Annotated in this window: 19 protein-coding genes; 17 read left to right on the forward strand and 2 right to left on the reverse strand. The window is 43.5% G+C overall.

The genetic code is table 11. From position 1 onward, the window contains the following. The first annotated feature begins 31 nt into the window (after positions 1-31). The 14 genes from NLX82_RS19095 (at position 32) to NLX82_RS19165 (ending at position 12,294) form a co-directional block, all read left to right on the forward strand. Positions 32-178 (forward strand): hypothetical protein, encoded by a 147-nt coding sequence (locus NLX82_RS19095; protein WP_218639123.1) that lies wholly within the window; start codon positions 32-34, stop codon positions 176-178. Between the two features lie 39 nt (positions 179-217). Further along, positions 218-421 (forward strand): hypothetical protein, encoded by a 204-nt coding sequence (locus NLX82_RS19100; protein WP_076265439.1) that lies wholly within the window; start codon positions 218-220, stop codon positions 419-421. A 33-nt stretch (positions 422-454) separates the two neighbouring features. After that, complete coding sequence (locus tag NLX82_RS19105) at positions 455-754, forward strand: hypothetical protein (RefSeq protein ID WP_254348765.1); 300 nt, start codon at positions 455-457, stop codon at positions 752-754. A 220-nt stretch (positions 755-974) separates the two neighbouring features. Next, positions 975-2,309, forward strand: a complete 1,335-nt coding sequence (locus tag NLX82_RS19110) for a DUF418 domain-containing protein (protein ID WP_254348766.1) — start codon at positions 975-977, stop codon at positions 2,307-2,309. A 279-nt stretch (positions 2,310-2,588) separates the two neighbouring features. Next, entirely contained in the window at positions 2,589-3,149 is a 561-nt protein-coding gene (locus NLX82_RS19120) for a pentapeptide repeat-containing protein (RefSeq protein ID WP_302055886.1), read from the forward strand. 39 nt (positions 3,150-3,188) lie between these two features. Beyond that, positions 3,189-3,713 (forward strand): hypothetical protein, encoded by a 525-nt coding sequence (locus NLX82_RS19125; protein ID WP_254348767.1) that lies wholly within the window; start codon positions 3,189-3,191, stop codon positions 3,711-3,713. Positions 3,714-3,733: 20 nt separating this feature from the next. Continuing rightward, positions 3,734-4,402 carry a hypothetical protein gene (locus NLX82_RS19130; RefSeq protein WP_254348768.1) on the forward strand — a complete coding sequence of 223 codons (669 nt, stop codon included), beginning with the start codon at positions 3,734-3,736 and terminating at the stop codon, positions 4,400-4,402. Continuing rightward, positions 4,389-5,813 (forward strand): phage baseplate assembly protein V, encoded by a 1,425-nt coding sequence (locus NLX82_RS19135; RefSeq protein ID WP_028541097.1) that lies wholly within the window; start codon positions 4,389-4,391, stop codon positions 5,811-5,813. The genes NLX82_RS19130 and NLX82_RS19135 overlap by 14 nt, the downstream gene beginning before the upstream one ends. Positions 5,814-5,840: 27 nt before the next feature. Further along, positions 5,841-6,275, forward strand: coding sequence for a DUF4280 domain-containing protein (locus tag NLX82_RS19140; protein WP_068941311.1), 435 nt, complete (start codon positions 5,841-5,843; stop codon positions 6,273-6,275). 11 nt (positions 6,276-6,286) lie between these two features. Continuing rightward, positions 6,287-9,319 (forward strand): phage baseplate assembly protein V, encoded by a 3,033-nt coding sequence (locus NLX82_RS19145; RefSeq protein WP_254348769.1) that lies wholly within the window; start codon positions 6,287-6,289, stop codon positions 9,317-9,319. A gap of 13 nt (positions 9,320-9,332) precedes the next feature. Beyond that, complete coding sequence (locus tag NLX82_RS19150; protein ID WP_069079802.1) at positions 9,333-9,665, forward strand: Imm8 family immunity protein; 333 nt, start codon at positions 9,333-9,335, stop codon at positions 9,663-9,665. A 478-nt stretch (positions 9,666-10,143) separates the two neighbouring features. Continuing rightward, positions 10,144-10,413 carry a preprotein translocase subunit TatA gene (locus NLX82_RS19155; protein WP_069079801.1) on the forward strand — a complete coding sequence of 90 codons (270 nt, stop codon included), beginning with the start codon at positions 10,144-10,146 and terminating at the stop codon, positions 10,411-10,413. Positions 10,414-10,669: 256 nt separating this feature from the next. After that, positions 10,670-11,506 carry a hypothetical protein gene (locus NLX82_RS19160; protein WP_254348770.1) on the forward strand — a complete coding sequence of 279 codons (837 nt, stop codon included), beginning with the start codon at positions 10,670-10,672 and terminating at the stop codon, positions 11,504-11,506. Positions 11,507-11,868: 362 nt separating this feature from the next. Further along, positions 11,869-12,294: a MarR family winged helix-turn-helix transcriptional regulator gene (locus tag NLX82_RS19165; protein WP_023986869.1), complete on the forward strand. Its 426-nt coding sequence runs from the start codon at positions 11,869-11,871 to the stop codon at positions 12,292-12,294. Positions 12,295-12,560: 266 nt separating this feature from the next. On the opposite strand, the gene NLX82_RS19170 is transcribed toward NLX82_RS19165, so the two are convergent. Together NLX82_RS19170 and NLX82_RS19175 are read right to left on the reverse strand one after the other, a co-directional pair. Then, positions 12,561-13,535, reverse strand: coding sequence for a bile acid:sodium symporter family protein (locus tag NLX82_RS19170; RefSeq protein WP_023986870.1), 975 nt, complete (start codon positions 13,533-13,535; stop codon positions 12,561-12,563). A gap of 115 nt (positions 13,536-13,650) precedes the next feature. Continuing rightward, positions 13,651-14,532, reverse strand: a complete 882-nt coding sequence (locus NLX82_RS19175; protein ID WP_053324575.1) for an AraC family transcriptional regulator — start codon at positions 14,530-14,532, stop codon at positions 13,651-13,653. A 136-nt stretch (positions 14,533-14,668) separates the two neighbouring features. Between NLX82_RS19175 and NLX82_RS19180 the strand changes: the two genes are divergently transcribed. Genes NLX82_RS19180 through NLX82_RS19190 form a run of 3 tightly spaced genes read left to right on the forward strand, consistent with a single transcriptional unit; the run spans position 14,669 to position 21,683 of the window. Then, positions 14,669-18,025, forward strand: a complete 3,357-nt coding sequence (locus NLX82_RS19180; RefSeq protein WP_254348771.1) for a DUF5107 domain-containing protein — start codon at positions 14,669-14,671, stop codon at positions 18,023-18,025. Beyond that, complete coding sequence (locus NLX82_RS19185) at positions 18,018-19,304, forward strand: cellulase-like family protein (RefSeq protein ID WP_254348772.1); 1,287 nt, start codon at positions 18,018-18,020, stop codon at positions 19,302-19,304. The genes NLX82_RS19180 and NLX82_RS19185 overlap by 8 nt, the downstream gene beginning before the upstream one ends. A 21-nt stretch (positions 19,305-19,325) precedes the next feature. Then, complete coding sequence (locus NLX82_RS19190) at positions 19,326-21,683, forward strand: beta-galactosidase (protein WP_254348773.1); 2,358 nt, start codon at positions 19,326-19,328, stop codon at positions 21,681-21,683. The last annotated feature ends 68 nt before the right edge of the window (positions 21,684-21,751 follow it).

Raw genomic sequence — 21,751 nt, forward strand, 5'->3', positions numbered from 1 at the left:
GAAAAGCTATGCTTCCGTAGTAGGTGAGATTGTGCAGGATTTCCTGGATCTGCGCGGTTTTGAACGTGATGCGGTTAAAGAAGCTGGCGTATTTGCGGACAAAACCTCTCCGGTAACAGAGATGCTGTATCATTCCATCTATGTGTTAATCCGAAATACAAATAACGAAGCCATCTAAGTGGTCAATGAACTGCTAAAAAAAAGAATAAACGTCACCATGCTTATGAAGAGCGGAGCCGGTTATGAAGCCGGTGACTTCGCAGTGGCTTATGACGATCTGCATCCGCTGGCAGCCAAATACTATCTTGATATAACGGCATTCGGCAATAACAGACCCGTTGGCAAAGTTCTTAAACCTTCTAATGTGAAAAACCGGGTTCCTCAATTTGCGTTTGCTGAACCGACGTGGGAAAGATGCTAAGGGGTCTTCCTGGCAAATGTCAAACAGGATCATGTGATTACAGCCCCTTACGATAATGAAGAATACTTCTACACCATTTCAGGTTCTTACATTACGAAACTACCTAAAGCCGCAAAAGTTCTTGCAACCATAAGTAATAAAGGAAACTTCTTCAAAGCGGGCTGGTGGCCAGGTCACGATGCTGCAAGAGGAAAGATCATGGCCTTCACCTATAAGGAAAACAAAAAGAATCTTACTGTTTTCTCCAATGATCTAACCAATGGCGCTCATTCACAGCAGCAATTCCGACTACTGGCCAATTCAATTTTTAATGCCGTCGCCGGAAAATACTGAGTGACTTTTAATGATATTGCAAACAACCTTATTCCAGTGATCAACTGCGAATAAGGTTGTTTTTGCGATAAAACGGTTTCGCCTACTGTGACATTTTGTTTACAACTTGATCAAACTTTAGCGACATCTGCAGGATATATTGGACTATAGCGTGACATCAATCCTCTGCATAACCAGGTTGATAAAAATGTGAATTCAGTATTTCAGGGAGGAATGCAAGTTGCTAAGCAGTATAAAGCTGATGAGCAGATTCGTCAGAGAGTATGAGGGAGAGGAAAATATTAAAAAACGAGCTTCTTCCGTAAACAGCCAGTTGAATGAAAATCAAGTAGATGAAAAGACGGTTGCTAATAAATTGGATGAAAAAGCAGTAGATACAGCAGGTATATCCAATACATCCTACGACGGTACACAAAGCGATATTCCTTCTCGAAGCTCTGTAGAAGAGTCGAGGAGAAGGCGGGGCACCGGGCGTCTTGTAGCACTTGATGCAGTACGAGGACTGGCGGTGCTGGGAATGTACTTGCAGCACTTCGGATCGAACCCAAACGTTTCTGCGATTGTTTCCGGAAACACGACACTATTATTCGTATTGTGCGGGGGTATGTCTTATTCCATTATGGCACAGCGCATGATGGATCGGGGAGCGGATACGGCCGCTTTCCGTGCGCGAATGCTGGCACGCGCCGTATTTGTTGATATTATCGGATATTTGCTTATTATGCTGAACACTCCATATGGTGTCATTTTGCCTGCCTATGCAGCTATGTTTGTGTTGGCACTAATGTTATTTCGCCGTTCGACCCGCACAATTGTTACAACAGCAGCAGTTTTGCTCGTGACGGCCCCGCCACTAATGATTCTTGGATCAAGCATTTTCTCGAAAGCTTATCTTCTTAGTGATATCGCGGGAGGTCCGATGTCAGCTCTCGCCTTGACTCCTGCATTTGTTGCCGGCATGGCCATTGGCCGCTTTGACCTCACCAGGATACGCACAGCTCTCATACTCGCAGGCAGCGGTATTGTTATGCTTGTGATAGGCAAAACGCTGGCCACTTTTGTGCTTCCAGGTTGGAGCCTTCGTTTTGAACAATGGCTGATCAGCGCACAGGGAATTGCTCCTATGCAGCCGGATGAATACGCAATTTGGCCGCTTAACACGGAACCACCGATGTGGCATATGCTTTTGCAGTCGGCTCCGCACACCGCTTCGTCATTCCAGACGATTATAGGCCTGGGAATCTCGTTTCTGGTATTGGGACTAGCATGCTTCGTGGCGAAGAAATTTTCCGCTGTATTAATGCCTTTTGCGGCAGTCGGGCGCGTGGCGCTGACCATGTATGCCATTCAGTTTGTGGTGGTCTGGATTCTTGATCTGATAGGAATCGGGCATAGTCTCGAAGGCGTTCCGTTCGGCGACCTGATTATCGGAGTGGCGGCACTACTGCTGGGCTGGCTGATTGCGCGGCTTCCTGTCGGCCCGCTTGAAGGACTGATGCGCCGTTTTGACCGAGTATTCAGTCCTACCCAACCAGTCTCACAAACAGTAAAGTAGATAGCCTTCTTGATACTCTATATTTATAGTCATAGAAAGTGCCGGGTTATAATTAAAACGGACTGATCAAACAGGATACCAGATAAAGAGAATACAGTCCGATTTTCGGTATTCATCGGCTCTGATCATGGTGCCTAAATAAACTGAGCTATAAGATAATCAATGAACAGAATTGAAAAAGAGAAACTAATCATGAAAATAATAGAAAATATTAATATTTAATTTCTCGGAAGGGGTGGGTTCAATTGTGAACCCATCCATTTTCCATTGAGTACAGTTATGGTTCTTTCTGTAAACAAAATCACTAATTACTGGATAGAGGAAAAAAAGCCCTACGACTACATACATGAAGTTTTCCGCAGGATCGATGGGTCTCAAGGAAATTATGAGGGAATACGTCTACAATATGCTGATTTGAGTGAAAGTTCCTTTATAAATAGTGATTTTACGGGAGGCAATTTGATTGGCTCCTGTTGGAATAAAGCATGTTTAATAGAAGCTGACTTTAGCGATTGTTTGATTCAAGAAGCCTGTTTTGAAAAAGCCAACTTAAGAGGAACGTCTTTTCGAGATGCAGTAGCTGTACCTGGAATATACCAGTCTGAACGATGGGAAAGACCTGGTTTTCAACCCGTAAGTTTTGCAGGAGCAGATCTTACAGGAGCCAAATTTCAGGGCGCTTACTTACAGAATGCTGATTTCACCGGGGCTATATTGCAGGGGGCCGACTTCATTGGTGCAGCTATAGAGGGGACCTGTTTCAAAGGGGCGGTGCTGGATGGAACCCGATTTAGTTTAGGGATGCATCCAGTTGCCCGGGATCTAACTTCATTTGGATGAAACCATGTAGGACAGGCGCAATGGAAGGGACGTGGCATAGTGGAGTATTTTCTTTGTCAACATGATGATCGGATGTTGTATTCTGCTGTTCCCATATGGGACGAAGAGGCCAATGCAGAGATGGTAAATATTAATAATTGGACGGAATGGCCCTTTTCTTATGCTGCACAGTTTAAGGTGAAAGGTCACGATTATACGGTTTATCCTGATATTCTGATGGGTTCGAGGATGATGGTATCTGATTCTGTGCATGAGTTGTTACAGGTCTATACGCCGAGCCTGTTCAGTCGTATGGCTTTGTTTCGGGATATGGAACGTTCTCAGCAAAAGTTGTACTGGATGATTCAGCCCCCTTTAGTGAACTGTGTAGGTGAGCTAAGTACATTTTATCCCGGAGGAACATTAATGAAGTTGGTAGTAGATCGAGAGCGCACCGAGGGAAGGCCCTTATTGCAAGTTCAAGGTTTGCGTGAAACCTGTACATTAGTAAATCTAGCATTAGCAGAAAGTCTGTTGCGGAGGGGAACGAGTGGTATCTCCTTTCAGGAAGTCGATATGCAGTAACGAAATGGGAGGAGATATTTGTGGAACATCTGGATAAGAAAATTGTTTCTTTGCTACATACGGTAACATCAGAAAATGCCGAAAATAATCCATCCTTAACTGAGGATGGAGCTTTAAGTCACGCACACGATAAGGAGCCGTTTGGGCAAACATTACAAACATTCATGCAGCTTGAAGGGGAAAGTTTGGTTTTTGCTCAGCGGTATTTAGTGGATGAACGCATCAGTATAACAATGCCAAAGAGCTTTCGGGATATGCCAATTGATGAGCAGCTATTAAAATATCCTTCTCACCATCGCCCAGATTTTATTTTCACTAATGAGGCAGGCACGATTAACTTAACCTTCAAGCATACCGAAAGCCCGTTGCAAACAGAAGAGTTGGAGGACTTTACGGATGAGATGGCTCTGGTGGTAAAACAAACCCAGAAGTTGACCGAATGGTTTGGCCATGAAGTGTTGGAGGTAGGAGAGAATCGAATAGGGTACTGCGAATTCATGACGCCTGTATGGAATGCCCGTATGTATAATTTATCCTTTTTTACAGTATTGGAAGGACGGGCGCTAATGTGTGCGTTTAACTGTACGGAAGAAGAAATGGTGACCTGGAAGCCCGTTGCCCGCAGTATGCTGCTAACATTGAAAATCGAACCCGAGCGAAAGGAAAGTAACTCTTATGACATTAACTAACATTACATATGATCGGCTGCAAATTACACCATTTGAATTGGTGAGTATTCAGGAATTGCGTATGACCAAGCGGTTGAATGAGCATACCCGGCTCTCTTTTACAGCTATTTTACCTGAAGAATTACAGGACAGTTATGTTCAATTGATCGAAGCCGATTCCCCGGTTTGTGTATCACAATTGGATGAGGCAGGAACACCAACACCGCTATTTAACGGAACGGTACTTCATATGGAAGTCAGAGCTGTCCGAGATGTGTATTACCTGGAGGTCGAGGCTATATCACACACGTATAAACTGGATATTCGCAAAAAAGACAGGTCCTTTCAAGATAAAAATATGAAGGTAGAGGAATTGCTGCGGGCTGTAGGTGGGAATTATCCCGGTTTTGACATTATTGATTCGGCTACAGGGGGAGCAGCTTTAGGTCGCATAGCGGTCCAATATCGTGAAACAGATTGGGAGTTCCTAAAGCGGATCGCTTCGCGTTATCATACTTCACTCACGCCTGCCTCTGTGTTTGATGTGCCGAAGTGTTATTTTGGTGTTGAGGAGACCCCGTCAGGACTTGATTTAACGAATTATCATTATACCGTCAGTAAACGAGTTGCGGATTATCGTTATTTTAACGGCAATGATACAGCACATGTAAACGAGCATGATTTTATTGATTATCTGGTTGAGGCGGAGCAAGTTTTGGAGCTAGGCAGCACCGTTACCTTTAAAGGTAAAAGCTTGTACGTGTACAAGGTAGATACTCACATGCAAAAGGGTGTACTGCAGCACGTGTATACCTTAACTTCTCACAAGGGGTTGAGGCACAAGGAAGTCTTTAACGAACAGCTTATCGGTCTGTCTTTACCAGGTAAAGTCATTCAGGTAGAGCGAGATCGTATCAAATTACATTTGAATATAGATGCCGTTCAAGACCCTACGAAGGCCCACTGGTTCACGTATGTTTCTCCTTATACTGCGGAAGGACATAGCGGATGGTACGTGATGCCTGAGTTGGGAGATACCGTGCTACTCTATTTCCCCGCCCATCGGGAAGAAGAAGGCATGGCAAGTACATCTTTGCGCCAAAAGAATCAGAGTGTAGAGCAGCATGCGCTTGCTAATCCCGACATCAAATTATTTCGTACGGCCCACGGTAAGGAAATCAAATTAACTCCCGATGAAATTGTAATCACCAGTAAGGAGGGAGCTGTGTATATACAGTTAAATGAGAAAGATGGTATTCATATTGTAAGCGACAAACAGATTCATTTCTCAGCAGGAGGAAATATCTCCATTCATTCCGGCAGTAAAGTGAAAATCACGGCAGGGAATGAAATTCAAATGACGAGCAAAGGCAGCACCGTATCGCTGGGCGGAATGACAAATGTTCTGGGCAGTGAAGTAAAGACGAACTAAGAAAGGAATGAAAGGGGGAATAGAAGAATGGCAAATAAGTCTCATTCCGATAAGGAACCTATTCAAGCTGGACGGGGAAGTAAACAAGGATATGTTGTTGCTGGGGCGATCTTAAGCTGCAGCTTTGGTACGCAACCGACACGTCTCAAACGTCCGTTCAGTCACGGAGTATATGTAAAAGATAAAGCGCAAATGAACGTTACAGATTACTTGCCAGGAACCAATATCAGCAATTTCGGTCGTTGCTCCTGTCCAGCTAATCCAGCGGTCAAAAGTAGTGACATGGTGGATATCTACGGGGTGAAAAAAGCGAACTGTGTTCCGGTCATCACCGGACCCTGGATCGGCGGCAAAAGTGATGTGCTTGTGGAGGGAGAACCAGCCTTGCTGGATCAATGCTCGAATGCGTGCCTATACGGGGGAATGATTCGGATTACAGACGATGGCCAGACGCTGGAGTAAGGAGGTACAAGTTGAATCACACACAAACGATGTTAACGTATACGGAGTTGGAATGTACAGGTCCATATCCTCTTCAAACGATAAGCGAACTGCGTATTGAACGAAAATTAAATGACCATGCCCGGTTAAAGATCAGTGGATGGTTAGATGAAGAGCAGAGAGATCATTACATAGAACAGGATCAGGATAACGAACCGGTCATTATCCGTACCAAAACGGAGAATGGTCAGCCTGAACGCATTTTGTTCCATGGTTTACTGGTCCATGCAGAAACACGGATGGTGCGTGGCATCTATTATGTGGAGCTTGAAGCCGTTTCTCATACGATTCAGTTGGATATCACACCTGTAACGCGGTCTTATCAGGATACCTTAATGCCCTACGGAAATTTGATCAAGCAAATCATTCAGAAGCACAATCAGGCCGATGTTATTGATAACATAACAGATAGTACTATCTTACATGAATTTACTTTACAATATCGAGAGACGGATTGGGCCTTTCTCAAACGGATGGCTTCCCGGTTTGGAACGGTGTTGATCCCAGAGATCTCATTGAATGGACCTAAATTCTGGTTTGGTATGCCTGAGGGGCAGTACGTTGAGATGAAGCATCCGGTTTACCGTACTCGACGTAGTTTTGATCCGAAAAGGACAGCGGAATTCAGCTACATGATGGAGAGTGAAACGCTTGCCAGGCCCGGAGACCTCACGAATTGGAATGGTGAGCAATGGATGGTGGCAGAAGTCACTTCTGAATTGCGGAAAGGGTTGCTATTACACGAATATGAACTGGTTCACGAACAGGGAATTCAGCAAACAGAGATTTTGTGCCCCCACCTCACAGGAGCTTCATTCGAAGGACGTGTAATAGAAGCCAAATCAGGCCGAATCCGTATTCATCTTACAGTGGATGAAAAACAAGACCAGGATAAGGCGTGGTGGTTTCCATATGCCAGCAGTTATACCGCCGAAGGACATAGCGGGTGGTACGTCATGCCGGAACGAGGAGATACAGTATCTGTCCGCTTCCCTACAGAGCAGGAGGCGGATGGATATGCGGCAAGTTCCATACGACAAGGGCGAAGCTCGTCCCCCAAGCTCACTGATCCAGCCACCAAGTATTGGGGGACTCCTCATGGCAAGGCCATCAAGCTGAGTGCCAGTGAATTGAAGGTGACGGCTAAATCGGAACAGGTTCACATTTCAATGAATGGTTCGGGTATTCAGGTCGTCAGTGAACATGAATTGTCATTGTCGGCAGGCAAGACGCTCTCCTTGCATGCAGACGGGGAGCTGAATATTCAAGCTGCCGAGGCTATTTATTTCAAAGCGGGCAGCAGTAGCTTGGTGTTGGATGGGGAAACGGATATACGGTCCGCTAAAGTACAGCTAGAAGGCACGGTTAAAAGATCGGTTTTTGTTGCTGATTTAGCACCGATTTGGGAACCACCACTAATGTCTATGAAAGCTTATGCGGAGGCGCAGGCGGCAAAAAGTGCAGCAAACAGCAGTACAGGGGGAAGCTCCAATTCAAGCGTTACATCGAAAGATGGGGGAGCCGTTAAGTCAGCCGTAAACACTCCAAATTCACCGAAGGCTAGTCTACTCGATGGCGTATTGGGATTAGCCCAGAAAGTATGTGATGTGGCTGCGTCTATTCCTGTATTGGGTGCCATACCGAAAGCAGCAAGTCAAAAAATAGCTTCGATTCGTTCCGAAGTGGCTTCCTCTGGACCGTCATCCATAGTTAAATATGCGGCAGCAGGATTGTCCATGATTGCCAGCGTCCCTTCCCATGGTTGGGGAGTGGTGTTGGGGAAGACGGCCAAGGTTGCTGCTCAAACCTTACATGCACACGCGGAGGAACAGAGAGCCCGTGAACGGCATGCGACGATGGATTTTCTCGGCAAGGTATGGACGAGTGCCAGAGGGTATGGAGAAGTACAATCCATACATGACTTCATCAACTATGTAAAGGGAGTCAATCAGGCTTCCGTACAAGCCTATAGCGATATTCCTTCTGATATACGGGAACGCTGGTATCAAAGAAATGTGGATCAACAGTTTGAAAAGGCGCTGGATGCTTATTATAATAATCAAGATCTCTCCACAGATATAGTCGCATTAATGGAACATCAGCGGCAGACGGACAACCATTTTCGATATAGTGACAGAGCTTTGATGAGTTCCAAGTATCGGGATGATATGAAAGGATACACGACGGAACAGAAGAAATATCTAATTGATTTTCTGAATTCAATTGACGAATATAGAAAAGAGTATGGGCCGTATAGGGAAAGTCCTTTTATGAAAGACCTGGATGAGACTGAGCGGATTGTGCTGAATGAAATCAAAAACTCTGCTTATGAGAGTGTAGAAGCGACATGGGAACGAATACGTAATTTTCCTAATCTAGATATCCGTCAAATGGTGGCCGATAACTTCCAAGCAAAGCAAGACGTAGCAGATAACATCGTTAATGTCATAACGGATCCAGATGCTGCTTATGAAAAAACGATAAACAGATCCAAACAAGAAAATGCCCATTTGTTAGTAGATACAGCATTTGCTTTTATTGTTGGAATGAAAGGAAAGAAGCATTCTAAAGATGACGGTGCTTCACCAGGGGGATCGCATAAGAAGGAGGATCATTCTTCTGAGGGTACGGGAAAACCTAAATGGTGGCATCCTGGATATGTAGATAACTTGACTGATTCTCAAATTCTTCTTGGAGTTAAACAATCACCAAAAGGGTTATCAACTCTAGGCAGTTCTACTCGTACAGAGGCAATGAATGCTGGTAAAGCATGGGTAGGTGAGGGTGCTAAAGATATTATTGATAAAACGACAGGTGAAATTATTGGTTTTTCAAGTGCAGATGGAATGAGGGCTTTTAGAATTCAATTTAAGCCAGGAGAAAATATGGTAAGAGCAAATTTCCAAGAAAATATCATGATTAGGACAGAACGTAATTATAATGACTATAATAAGACATGGGCACCAAAGCAAATTAGAAATGTTCATATCGATATTTTGGATTAGGAGAGTAGATTAAATGCTTATTATAAAGGCTCTAACAAAGATATATGAGGACTGGGGTGATGATATAGACGATTTTTATATTACTTATCATATAGATATCGGTCCTAAGGACATAAATGGAGCATCAGACTTGTTTTCATTCGAATTAATTAGTCCTAAAAGGTTAGAACGGATGGTAGGTCCAGGTGATGTCATAATCGGACATGGTCATTTTATTACAAGTGACTTTAATGAAAAGATACTTGAAGCAACTTTGAATCGTATTATTAATAAATGCACAGATGATGATATTAATAAAGCATACAATAATCTCTCCAAATACTTTCGTTGGGAGATGGATGAGTAGTAACACATATAACCCATGTAATACCCGTAAAAAGATTTCCCCATTATGTTTGTACGCACATTAATACCTTAATTTTATACCCTAAATAACGTAATAGCGTTACATTGAACAGGTTGATTATGGTCAAATACTACCATGGTTGATCTGTTTTTTATCTGCTGTACCGCCACAACCCATGCGCACCATGCACCGTCAATTAAGCGGACAACAGATAGCGAAGCTAAGCAAGATTCGATTATTCTTACCCTTGCTGATAATGAACCGATCGGATTAGCATCCAAATAGTGTGATGAGATGCGGAAATCTAATCGAATCTATTCGGGGCTTACCGTTATTAACTAGGCTCTCTTGTTATTAATGAGTAATTCTGATGTGACAAATACAAGAGTTTTCCTATGCTTATGTATGTCTGGGTGTGATTCCTGCCTGTAGAGTGTCTAACCTATAAGGGAAAACCTCTCGAAAGGAGAATACGTTCATGAATCATCCTGTTAAGGAATGTATTCAGAAGTTAGGGCTAACTCATCGGGCGTTTGTTGTCCTGTATGACATCTCATGGGAAAGGTTTCGTAGTTGCTTGTACGGTTACACCAATTCCATCCCCCGCGCCATCCTGAACGTCATGATACAGAATGGCTACGATGAACAGGAAGCACAACAGAAATATCTGTTATGGCGAAAGTGGAGAGTACAGCAAGAGGTTCTATCTGATTCAAAATCGTCAAGCTTGCTAATGAGTACATGGTAGTTGAAGAAGTATGGGGAAATGTTAAAGGTTCGGATGGCAGAATTACGCAGGATGGAATTCTGTATATATACGAGATGAATATGGAAACAATGGTGTAATGTGAATTATTTATAAGCAAACTCCCAAAGGAATTGAGTGGCATGTAGTACAATGGCACTAGCTTTCTATTGTAGAATTGCTTTTTTATTGCCAGTAATCTAAAGTCGTGTAAAAAGTTGAATTAAGTAACACTAACAATAGAAGGGGAGAAAGTCTGGTGGACGAGAAAGTTAAATATATTAATGAGCTGTTCAAATATCTAACACAAAATAATGATACAAAAGAATATCAAACGTTTTTTGCTCTATTAAAAAATATAAAATATAATCCTAGCTTGCTAGAGTATTATGGAAAAGAATTTGTTGAACATATGATAGACCTTCTCCCGCATATAGAAGATAAGTATGATCAAGCTTCACTAATAGAAACGATCATTGAATGTTTGGATATTTACACATTTGGTGAAAAATACCTCAAGGAAACTTTTGATAAATATATGTTATGTATAGCTGAAAAAGCTGTTAATGTGAAAGGGATGTCAGCTTGTTTAATAGGGTTTATAAAAGCGGGAATTAGTGAAAAAGAAATAATTAAGAAGTTGGAGGAGAATTTAGAGAAAGAACACTTAATAAGTGTTCTTTTAAGAATGTACAACAATTATCTTGCTGATTCTGTAGAAGACAAATCTTACTTAATGAAGGAAGTACAAGAAGCCTATTATATAAGCCAGCGTTCTGGAATCGTCGCTCAATTTTTATTATTAGTGCATCCATATGTTCGGAAATATGCGGGAATAAGTCAGATCACTTTCTTGTATGATTCATACAGAGGTGTGTATGAAGATTGCTGGCCAAGAGGGTTACTTCCTAATATGAAAGACACGCTTATTAAGTCAAAGGTGTTGTCATCAAAGGAAGTAAGTATTTTAGAAAAGTTGGATAGGTTAATCAACATACAAGGAGAAGAATTAGACTCGATGGAAGTCAGAAAATTGTATGAAGATTTTTTCGAAGGTAAAGATCCACTTGAAGTAATCTTTACTTTGCCAATGTAGGAAATTATGTAAAATGATTTCACCTAACCACTTGATAATATGTTCCTGTGGTTAAGCGGAGTTAGCCCACCTTATTTAGAAGATGTTGGTTTTGTAGTACATACCAATTTCGAGTGAACCCAACCATACGACCAATAACACATATAAACCATGTAATATCCGTGGACGATAGTTAAGGTGGATTACTGTCAATAAGTGGACGCTCTGAAACGAGAATCATTATGCTGCATTTGCATACTGGTTCGGTGACGACGGATTGTAATATTTAAAATATTGTAGGAGTTTTGACCATTCCATTTAAGCTTGATACAATAGGATAAACTAAGTGGAGATACTTTAACATAGAATGGTGTGGTCTAAACTTGCAACATGAAAACGAACTCTTGGATGTATGGTTGTCTTTGTCTCACATCCATTCCACTTTAAATGATAAGTTAGAACAAGCTCTACTACAAAATTATGATTTATCCTTGAAGGAGTTTTATGTGTTGGGTTTTATATCCAATTCCGAGGAAAAAAAATTACGACTGCAGCAACTTCAAGAATTGGTGGGATTAAGTCAAAGTGCGACATCGAGACTCGTAGTGAGAATGGAAGCCAAAAACTGCGGGGCTTTACAAAGATATACATGCGAGGATGATCGACGAGGTGTGTATACTCGGATTACGGAATTAGGTGAAAATAAATTCCAGCGTGCACTTCAAACCTTTAATCAGGTGTTACAATCAGAACTTCAGAAAGATGGAGTGAAGTCACAATTTCAAAATCTTACGCAAAAGCTATTTTAGACTTTGCAACCTGTGTATATCGTTCTTAGTTTCCTTAGGGTAATATGTGGCCTGAACGTTGTGCCACGAAAGGCTCTTTACAGGGGCTTAGTTTATTACCCTACACGATTCAATAGAAATGTTATGAAGTGGAAAGTAACCATTTACATGATTGTGCATGCATGTTTTAATTAAGCTCCCAACCATGTGCGCATAGAAACGCCCTTCCGAAACTCCTCCTCATAAGGAGGAGTTTATCTTCTGGAACCGCCGCCAGCCCCCTTTGCTTAAGAAACTGAGGCCGTATTGCGCTTTTCCTTGGCGTTGCCGCGGTCGCGACGACTTAGCAGAAATCCGACCAGAGATGCCGTGGATTGCTGGAAAATCATCCCGAGTACAACAGGCAGTGCTACCGGGGCCGGGAAATAGGTGATGGCCAGCACAGCTCCCGCGCTAATATTACGCATGCCGCCGTTAAAGACAAGCGCCGTACGGTCTGCATTATTCCACCGCATCAGCCCTGATATCAGATAACCGATCGCATATCCAGTGGAAGCAAGGACGACTATGGATAGGCATACTCCAACAAGCTTGAGATTAAAATCGACCAGATAAGGCGCGATGACAGATCCGTTAATCATGACGACAAGAGCCATAGCCAGCTTGGAGAACGGGCCTAGCCGAGGTCCCCATACCTGCTTGATCTTCCCTTTAGTCCATTCGTTCAATACCATGCCGATTAGCGAAGGAACGACAATCATCCAGAACAGGCTCTGCATCATCGCCCAGGTATCGAGATGCACATCCGCTCCGATCAGCAGGGACATGATGCCCGGCACGGCGAATGGGGCCAAAATCGTATCAATTAGAATGATCGCCAATGTCAGCGCCGTGTTGCCTTTATAGATGTTGACCCACACGAAGCTGGAAATACCTGTAGGGATAGCTGCACCAAGAATAAGTCCAGTGATCGTATAAGGATCATTACTGAAAGCCAGATGCCCCAGCATCATGGCGAGAAGCGGCATGGCCAGGTGAAGAATAAACAGACAGGCGATGAGCGGACCAGGATGCTTTATCACATGGACAAAATCCTTAAACCCCATACTGATACTGCCCGCGAAGGTCATGAATGCAAACAGCCAGGGAGAGAGTTCGGTATATTGTGACAACGGCGTACCGATCAGGACGCCAATTAGAATGCTGATTGGTGTAATTAGCGGCATAGCTGCATTTAGTCTTCGATTCAACGTGAGGAGCATACAAAACTTCCTTTTTTAACCTTAAGTATAGACCTTGCACCCCTGATTCGTAAATGATCTGTGACCTTGCGGTAGCCCGATAGAAGCAAATTTGAACGCTCCTGATGAACATAGATCAACCCTTCAAATTATTTCGATACTCCAAAGGAGAGCAGCCCATTATTTTTTTGAATAGCCTGGAGAAGTAGTAAGGGTCCCTAAAACCGAGTTGTATGCTGATTTCTTTAATAGAAGCATTCGTCAAATCCAAAAGCTGACTGGCCCTCTGTATCTTCATTCTTAAATAGTAATCGACAGGAGAGTAGCCGGTGGATTGTTTGAATATCAAGTTCAGATGCTGCTTGGATACCTGAACATGCCGACTAAGCTCCTCAAGCGAAAGGGTGGATTCCAATTGTTCACTCATATAGCGTGTTGCCTTATCCACATGACTCTGGTACGTACTGTCTTCCTTGCGAAATGCAACGGAAACAACAAAACTCAGCAGATAACGGACAGTTTGCGATACTTGAACTAAATGTATGATGGAGTATGATTTGTTCAGTAAAAGGTCGTAACACTGATGAAATAGCTCCAGTAGTTTGACTTCATCACTGGCGGCCATCGAAATATACGTTTTAAAAGGCTCGAATAATGCCATAAAATCATCAGCTTGGTCCCCTTTAAGATGAAACCAGTAAATCGTCCAAGGATCTCCATCGTCAGCCCCATAAGCATGCGGCATGTCCCTGGGAATGTACGCAAAGCTTCGCTCCGTCATGTCAATCGTTAGGCCATCCTTTGTTCGTATCCAACCTTTTCCGCTGGCACAGTAGATGAATATATGAGAGTCACATCCGTGCATTCTTTCACGAAAATGATGGCGCGCATGGCTGAAGCAGCCTATGTCCGTAATATATAGATTTTTAGTAAGCGGATTCATATTTAATTTATCCAGCATATAGGGTGGAAGGACATATAACTTTTCACCCTCAAATCCATCAGCTTTCTTATTCATAATCTATCCATCTCCTAGCCTTAGGCGGCTCTAATGGTGAAATACGTATATAGTCCATCATAAACAGTGGATTGTCAATTGTCTGTACTGTCACTTACTTGTAAGCTCTGAATATAAGAGCGACTATGGGGGAGTGATGGAATTGAGCATCTTCGACGCTAAGGCATGCGTGTGGGAGGAAACCGTGCACATCCCCACATATGGAATTGGCAAACCCGACAAAAATCCAATGTTTCTGGAGAAACGTGTCTATCAGGGAAGTTCTGGTCGAGTGTATCCGCATCCGGTAATTGATAAAATTGAGGATGAGAAGAAGCTTGAAAATTACCAAATGGTTTTTCTGGAAAATAAATATTTACGCATTGAGATCATGCCGGAACTGGGAGGCCGCATTTATCGTGCGGTCGACAAGACCAACGGTTACGATTTTGTTTATTATAACAGGGTCATCAAACCAGCGCTTGTGGGCTTATTGGGGCCGTGGATATCTGGAGGCATTGAGTTCAACTGGCCGCAGCATCACCGTCCCAACACTTACGGACCCGTTGAATACAAGTTGGAAGAACATGAGGACGGAAGCGCAACGGTATGGGTGAGCGAAATTGATCGTATGTTCGGCACGAAAGTAACAGCTGGTTTTACACTCCAACCGGATAAAGCATACCTTAAAGTTGGGGCCCAGCTATACAACCGGACTGCCAAGCCTCAAACGTTTCTATGGTGGGCCAATCCAGCCGTAGCGGTACATGAGCACACACAATCTGTTTTTCCTCCAGACGTATCAGCCGTGTTCGACCATGGAAAGCGAGATGTATCCCGTTTCCCGATCGCTACAGGCACTTATTATAAAATGGATTATTCTGAAGGCGTAGATATCTCCCGATACAAAAATATTCCTGTCCCCACTTCATATATGGCCTATAAATCGGATTACAATTTCATAGGTGGTTACGACCATATGAAACAAGCCGGGCTTTTGCATGTGGCTAACCATCACATCTCTCCCGGAAAAAAGCAATGGACATGGGGAAATGGCGAATTCGGCCAAGCATGGGACCGGAATCTAACAGACGAAGACGGCCCCTACATCGAGTTGATGACGGGGGTATATACCGATAACCAACCAGATTTCACTTGGCTTCAGCCGTATGAAGAAAAATCGTTCTCGCAGTATTTTATGCCTTACAAACATATTGGTATGGTCAAAAACGCTTCAATTGACGCAGCCGTTAATTTGGAATTAAATCGCAGCGAAGGGACAGCACAGATTGGAGTCTATGTAACTTCGTCATTTCGTGACGCTGTTGTGAAATTAAGTAGTCAGCGGAAAGTTTATATCCAAGAAACCTTAGATCTGACACCTAATAAGGCCTTTATGCAGAAGACAGTTATTTTGGCTGAGGATGAGGATTATGAACTATGCTTAACCGTCAAAGACGTGACCGGAAGGGAGTTGATTAGCTATCAGCCGAAGAAAAAGGAAGTTGAACAGATGCCGGCTGCTGCCGCCCCCCTGCCAGAACCGGAGGAATTAAGAACGAACGAAGAATTATATTTAGCAGGACAACACTTGGAGCAATACCGTCATGCTACCTTTGAACCCGAGGCGTATTATCTTGAGGGCCTGAAAAGAGATAAAAATGACAGCCGCATAAATGTGGCATATGGTACGTTGCTTCTTCGTAGAGGGTTGTATTCAGAAAGTGAAGAGTGCTTTCGTAAAGCTATCTCGCGGGTAACCTGGCGTAACTCTAATCCCTATGACGGTGAGGCCTACTACCAGCTTGGCTTGTCGCTAAAATACCAAGAGCGGATGGATGAGGCGTTCGCTGCATTTTATAAATCAGTATGGAGTGCAGCATGGCAAGACAGCGGGTATTTCTCACTGGCACAGATTGCGACAGAAAAAGGGAACTATGAAGAAGCGTTGGAGCTGGTGGAGCGTTCGATAATCCGAAATGCTCGCAACTACAAAGCACGCGACCTGAAGTCGGCTATTCTTCGTAAGCTTGGCAACTATGAAGTAGCAATAGCCTTTTCCAAGGAAACGATTAAGCTCGATATCGCCGATTTTGGAGCTTACCGTGAGCAAGCATTATCATTAGAGGCTCTCGGGTTACGAGATGATGCTAAAACGGTCTTCGAAGAGCTGCAAAAATGGATGCGTGGAGATGTGCATAATTATATAGCGGTAGCATCGGACTATGCGGCGGCGGGACTCTATGAGGATGCAGCATGTGTGCTGGAAGAAGCTCCAGAGCAGGCGAAAACATACCCTATGCTGTATTACGTTCAGGCCTTCTGCTATGCTAAAATCGGCAAACATGAGCAGGCGAATAATGCTCTCGCGCAGGCCGCAGTTGCAGTTCCCGACTACTGCTTTCCTAACAGTCTGTTGGAGTTGGATGTGTTACAATTTGCAATTCGAACGAGACCGGGGGATGGAAAGGCGCATTATTACTTAGGTAATTTACTCTATGATAAGAAACGGCATCGGGATGCCATTTCCAGCTGGGAAACGTCTCGTTCCATTGACGATACTTACCCCGTTGTTCACCGTAATCTTGCTCTTGGATATTTTAACAAACAAGGCCAAGTAAAGAAGGCTCGCCATTCGTTAGAGCAGGCCTTTGCGTGCAATACTTCAGACGCACGTGTTCTTTATGAGCTTGACCAGTTGTATAAGAAGCTGAACATCAAGCCCAACGACAGATTGAACCTAATGGAGAGTTATCCGGGAATCATAAAGCTTCGCGATGATCTGTTTTTGGAATATGTAACCGTTCACAATACGATGAAGCAGCATAAAATAGCGTTGTCCTTGCTGACAGGGAGAATATTTCATCCATGGGAAGGCGGAGAGGGGAAGGTAACTGGACAGTATAGGCTTGCCAAGGTAGAGCTTGCGAAGTCCGACCTGAGGTCTGGGCAGATTGAGCAGGCTGTAAAAGGGCTGCGGGAGGCTTTAGTGTATCCAGAGAATCTTGGCGAAGGTAAGCTAGAGGGTTCCCAAGATAACGATATCTACTATTATTTGGGCTGTGCGTATGAGCTATTGAAATTAACAGATGAGGCAAGGCAGGCTTTTTCCACGGCCTCTCAAGGACTGGGGGAACCCATTAACGCCATGTATTATAACGATCAACAGCCAGATATGATATTTTACCAAGGTTTGGCCTGGCAGAAACTTGGTTATGCGAAGGAAGGAAAGCGTCGATTCAACAAGCTCATTGATTACGCCGAAAGGCACTTGTTTGAACCCGTGAAAATGGATTATTTTGCGGTCTCGTTACCCGACTTTCTCATCTTTGAAGATGACCTGAATATTCGTAATCAGGTTCATTGTACTTATATGAAAGCACTTGGTTTGCTTGGATTAGGACGACAGGACGAAGCTATCTTGCATTTTGAATCGGTGCTTAAGCTGGAAGCTAACCATCAAGGAGCATTGAACCATATGGACTGGAGCTGGGAGGGGAAATCGAATGAGTAATCTCATGAGAAATGTACCGCGCAAATTGACGATCACCATGTGGGACTTTTCTTGGTATACAATGACGCAGGAAGGTGAGCCCTACAGCGATCTTGAGGCCCGTTTTAAAGAAGCGGTCGAAAGAGGGTACAATACGATCCGAGTATGTGCTATGCCATTCATGTTGTTTACAGCGGATGGCAAACGTCCTGGACCCTTGGAGTTTGCTAACCTTGGGGAAGTAGGCCAGCGTACGCGTTGGTATAACTGTCGTGGCGGCGCAGTGCTGGACGGGCATGCTCATTTACTTGAACTGTTTAAACAAGCAAAGGCTCATAACTGTTACATTATGTTATCCTCTTGGGAATATCAGCAGAGTCCCAGCTTTCTGGCTCATGCTGAGCTTAGAGATGAATTAGCTGCAATACCTCCTAAGGAGAGATTCATGGCCATTGCAAAATCAATGGATCAGTTGATCCGTTTCGTCACAGCAGAAGGCTATAGGAACCAGATCATCTATACAGAGTTGCATAACGAAGTGGAATTTGGGCAGTTAAACGCTGTTGGGACGTCTGAAGGCATAGCCGAAACGAATGTACCAGCGCTTATTGAAGCCATGCAGCCCTATGTAGAAGAAGCGATTGAATATCTTCGCCAATGTCATCCCGATATTATGATGACGGCAAGCTATACGTTAAATGAAGCCTACCCTAAGGCTTACGTCGCGCGCAATATGCAGGTTGCCCATTTTCATCTTTATATTAAAGGAGTGCTCAATGAGCTTATGGAAGCGGCAGGGCTTTATGATGAGTTGGCGCCGTTCCCCAATCCATTCGTACAATCCCTATTAAGAGAAGACGCTCCTCCATTTGCAAAGTGGACCCTGCCTCCGGAGCAGAATTGGCGGATGGAAGGCAATCCAGTCGGCATGAGGCTTATTTATTTACACGACTGGGTAGATCCCAACCAATGGGATTTATTTTTGTACGATCGGTATGGAGACCATAAAATTGCCATGTTGCAGAAGGCCGACACCCGTTTAGAAGAAATTCATGAATGGACTCGTCATTCCGGTATTCCAATTGTCATAGGAGAAGGTTATGTAGGCTACACGCCGCTGTATGCCCAATTTGAAGAAGGCCCAGTCGGCAAATTTATCGCTGAATATGTGTTGCGAAAAGGAATGGCACTTGGGTTCTGGGGAATGACCCTCTGCTCTAACTGTGCTCCCCATCATCCATTCTGGAATGATATCGCTTGGCAGCGCAAATGGAATCAATTTATCTTGAATTCAGATTAACGAGTGAGGGGAGTGAACTCCATGAGAAACTATCGGGTTACAGTCAAAGACGATCAAAAGCATATTGTTAAAGGACATATCAAACTGGGCGGCACCAATCCCAAAGGAGAGGAAATCGGATTCACCAACTATTTTATGGAGAAGGACGGAGAGCCCTTTTTCGGTATTTGTGGTGAATTCCATTATGCCCGTTATGATGAACGCTATTGGGAAGACGAAATTATTAAAATAAAAATGGGCGGCGTAAACATCATTGCCACTTATATTTTTTGGAACCTACATGAAGAAGTTGAAGGTATTTTTGATTGGAGTGGGGACAAAAATCTTCGTCGTTTCATCGAGTTGTGCGGCAAGCATCAGGTATACTCCATGATTCGGATCGGACCCTTTGATCATGGGGAAATTCGAAACGGCGGTATGCCGGATTGGTTATTCGGTCGACCATTTGAGGTTCGTTCTAATGATGAGGGGTATCTGTTCTATGCAAGAAGAATGTATAACGAAATCGGTACCCAGGTTAAAGGGTTGTTATATAAGGAGGGGGGGCCAATTATCGGCACCCAAATCGAAAACGAGCATAATCATTCATCTGCCCAGTGGGCCTTGACTGTAGGAATTAATGATATGTGGTTAAACAGCGGAAGTGACGGTAACTCGCATATGTTAAAACTTAAAGAAATAGCTCTGGAAGCAGGGATTGATACTCCGATCTATACGTGCACAGGATGGGGAGGAGCGACAACTCCTGTACCTGATATGCTGCCATTATGGGGCGGGTATGCCTATTGGCCATGGATCTACTACGAAGAGGGACGGTTGGAGGGGATGAACGAGCATCCTGCGACACCGGAATACATTTTCCGAGACAAGCATAATAACAAGATTCCAAAGAGCTACAATTTTGAGCCTCAATACGCGCCTGAAGACTATCCGTACGCTTGCTGTGAAATGGGTGGCGGCATGGTTCAGTTTTATAAATATCGATTCGCATTTCCCTACCGCAGTGTTCCAGCGATGACTGTCATGAAGGTTGCAGAAGGCTGTAACCTGATCGGATACTACATGTATCATGGGGGTTCCAATCCTCGAGGTAAGGTTAACCCGTTCACAAATGATCTAGCCACTCCTAAAATATCCTATGATTTCAACGCTATGATCGGCGAATTCGGCCAAGTAAGGGAATCATACCAAAGAACAAAGCTGCAGCATTACTTTTTTTCAACGTTCCAAAAGCAATTCTCACTAACAAAGACAATTCTGCCAGGGGATACGTCCCAGATGGACCCTTATGATGTGGATACGTTACGATATGCAGTGCGATCTAGTGCCGGATCGGGTTACCTGTTTCTAAATAATTTTCAAGACCATGTCGAAAATTACGACCTGTGCGATTTTAATGTGAGTATTGAGCTACCCGAGGAAAAAATTGTAATCCCTAGCCAAGGTGAACTGACGTTAGGACGTGATAGTTTTGCCATATTGCCATTTAACTTCAATTTAGATGGAATGAAACTCAAATATGCTACGGCACAGCTGATAACAAGGATAGAAGAGGATGGAGAAGCATATTATTTTTTCTTTGTACCAGAGGGCATGCAAGGAAGGTATGTAATGGAGTCAAAAGATATAATCAGTGCCACAATCGACAAAGGTTCGATAGAGCAATTGGATGGGAACACGATCATTAAGGTTGCTGAAGAGGAGGATAGTCTCATCCATCTGGTATCTGAAAGTGGTCAAAAAGTTGCCATCTATACGATGACTGATGAGCAAAGTCTTACATTTTGGAAGGTAAACATGCAAGGCCGGGACAGAGTCATTTTGACAAATGCCAATGTACTTGTATCTGAGGGCGATCTAAGGCTGGAATCAACGGACCAAGAAATGGTAACCCTGAGTGTATTCCCGGATTTTGACGCCTCATTCACATCGATTTCCGGTGGAGAACTGCTTGAAATAACAGAAAACAATGTATTCAAAACATATCGTTTAAAGGCTCCTAAGAAAGAAATTCATTTCAATTTGAAAAGGATAAATAACGATAAATTTACCCTTGATTTCGAATTAGATGCCTTTCACGGAATCAAGGAAGCTCTGCTGCGTATCCATTATACTGGAGATATCGGTTATGCTTTTATTGATGGCGAACTGATCAACGATAATTTCTGCAACCATACGACCTGGGAAATAGGTTTGAAAGCATTTGAGCATCGGCTCATCGAGCAAGGGTTGTACGTATATGTTTCTTCCATTCGAAAAGGTAAGGTTCTCAATAGCAATACGACCATGGCTGGCTGGAAAGAGACGACAAAGGAAAGTATTGTAGATATCGGTTCGGTTAGCCTTGTGCCTGTATATGAAATCAAAATCACCATATAACCCAGAAGGTTACATGGTGATTCCTTTCCAGACTAATTTCACATAAAGTAAGGGGCCAGTGAATACAT

The sequence above is a fragment of the Paenibacillus sp. A3M_27_13 genome (assembly GCF_024213315.1).
Lineage (GTDB): Bacteria > Bacillota > Bacilli > Paenibacillales > Paenibacillaceae > Paenibacillus > Paenibacillus polymyxa_B.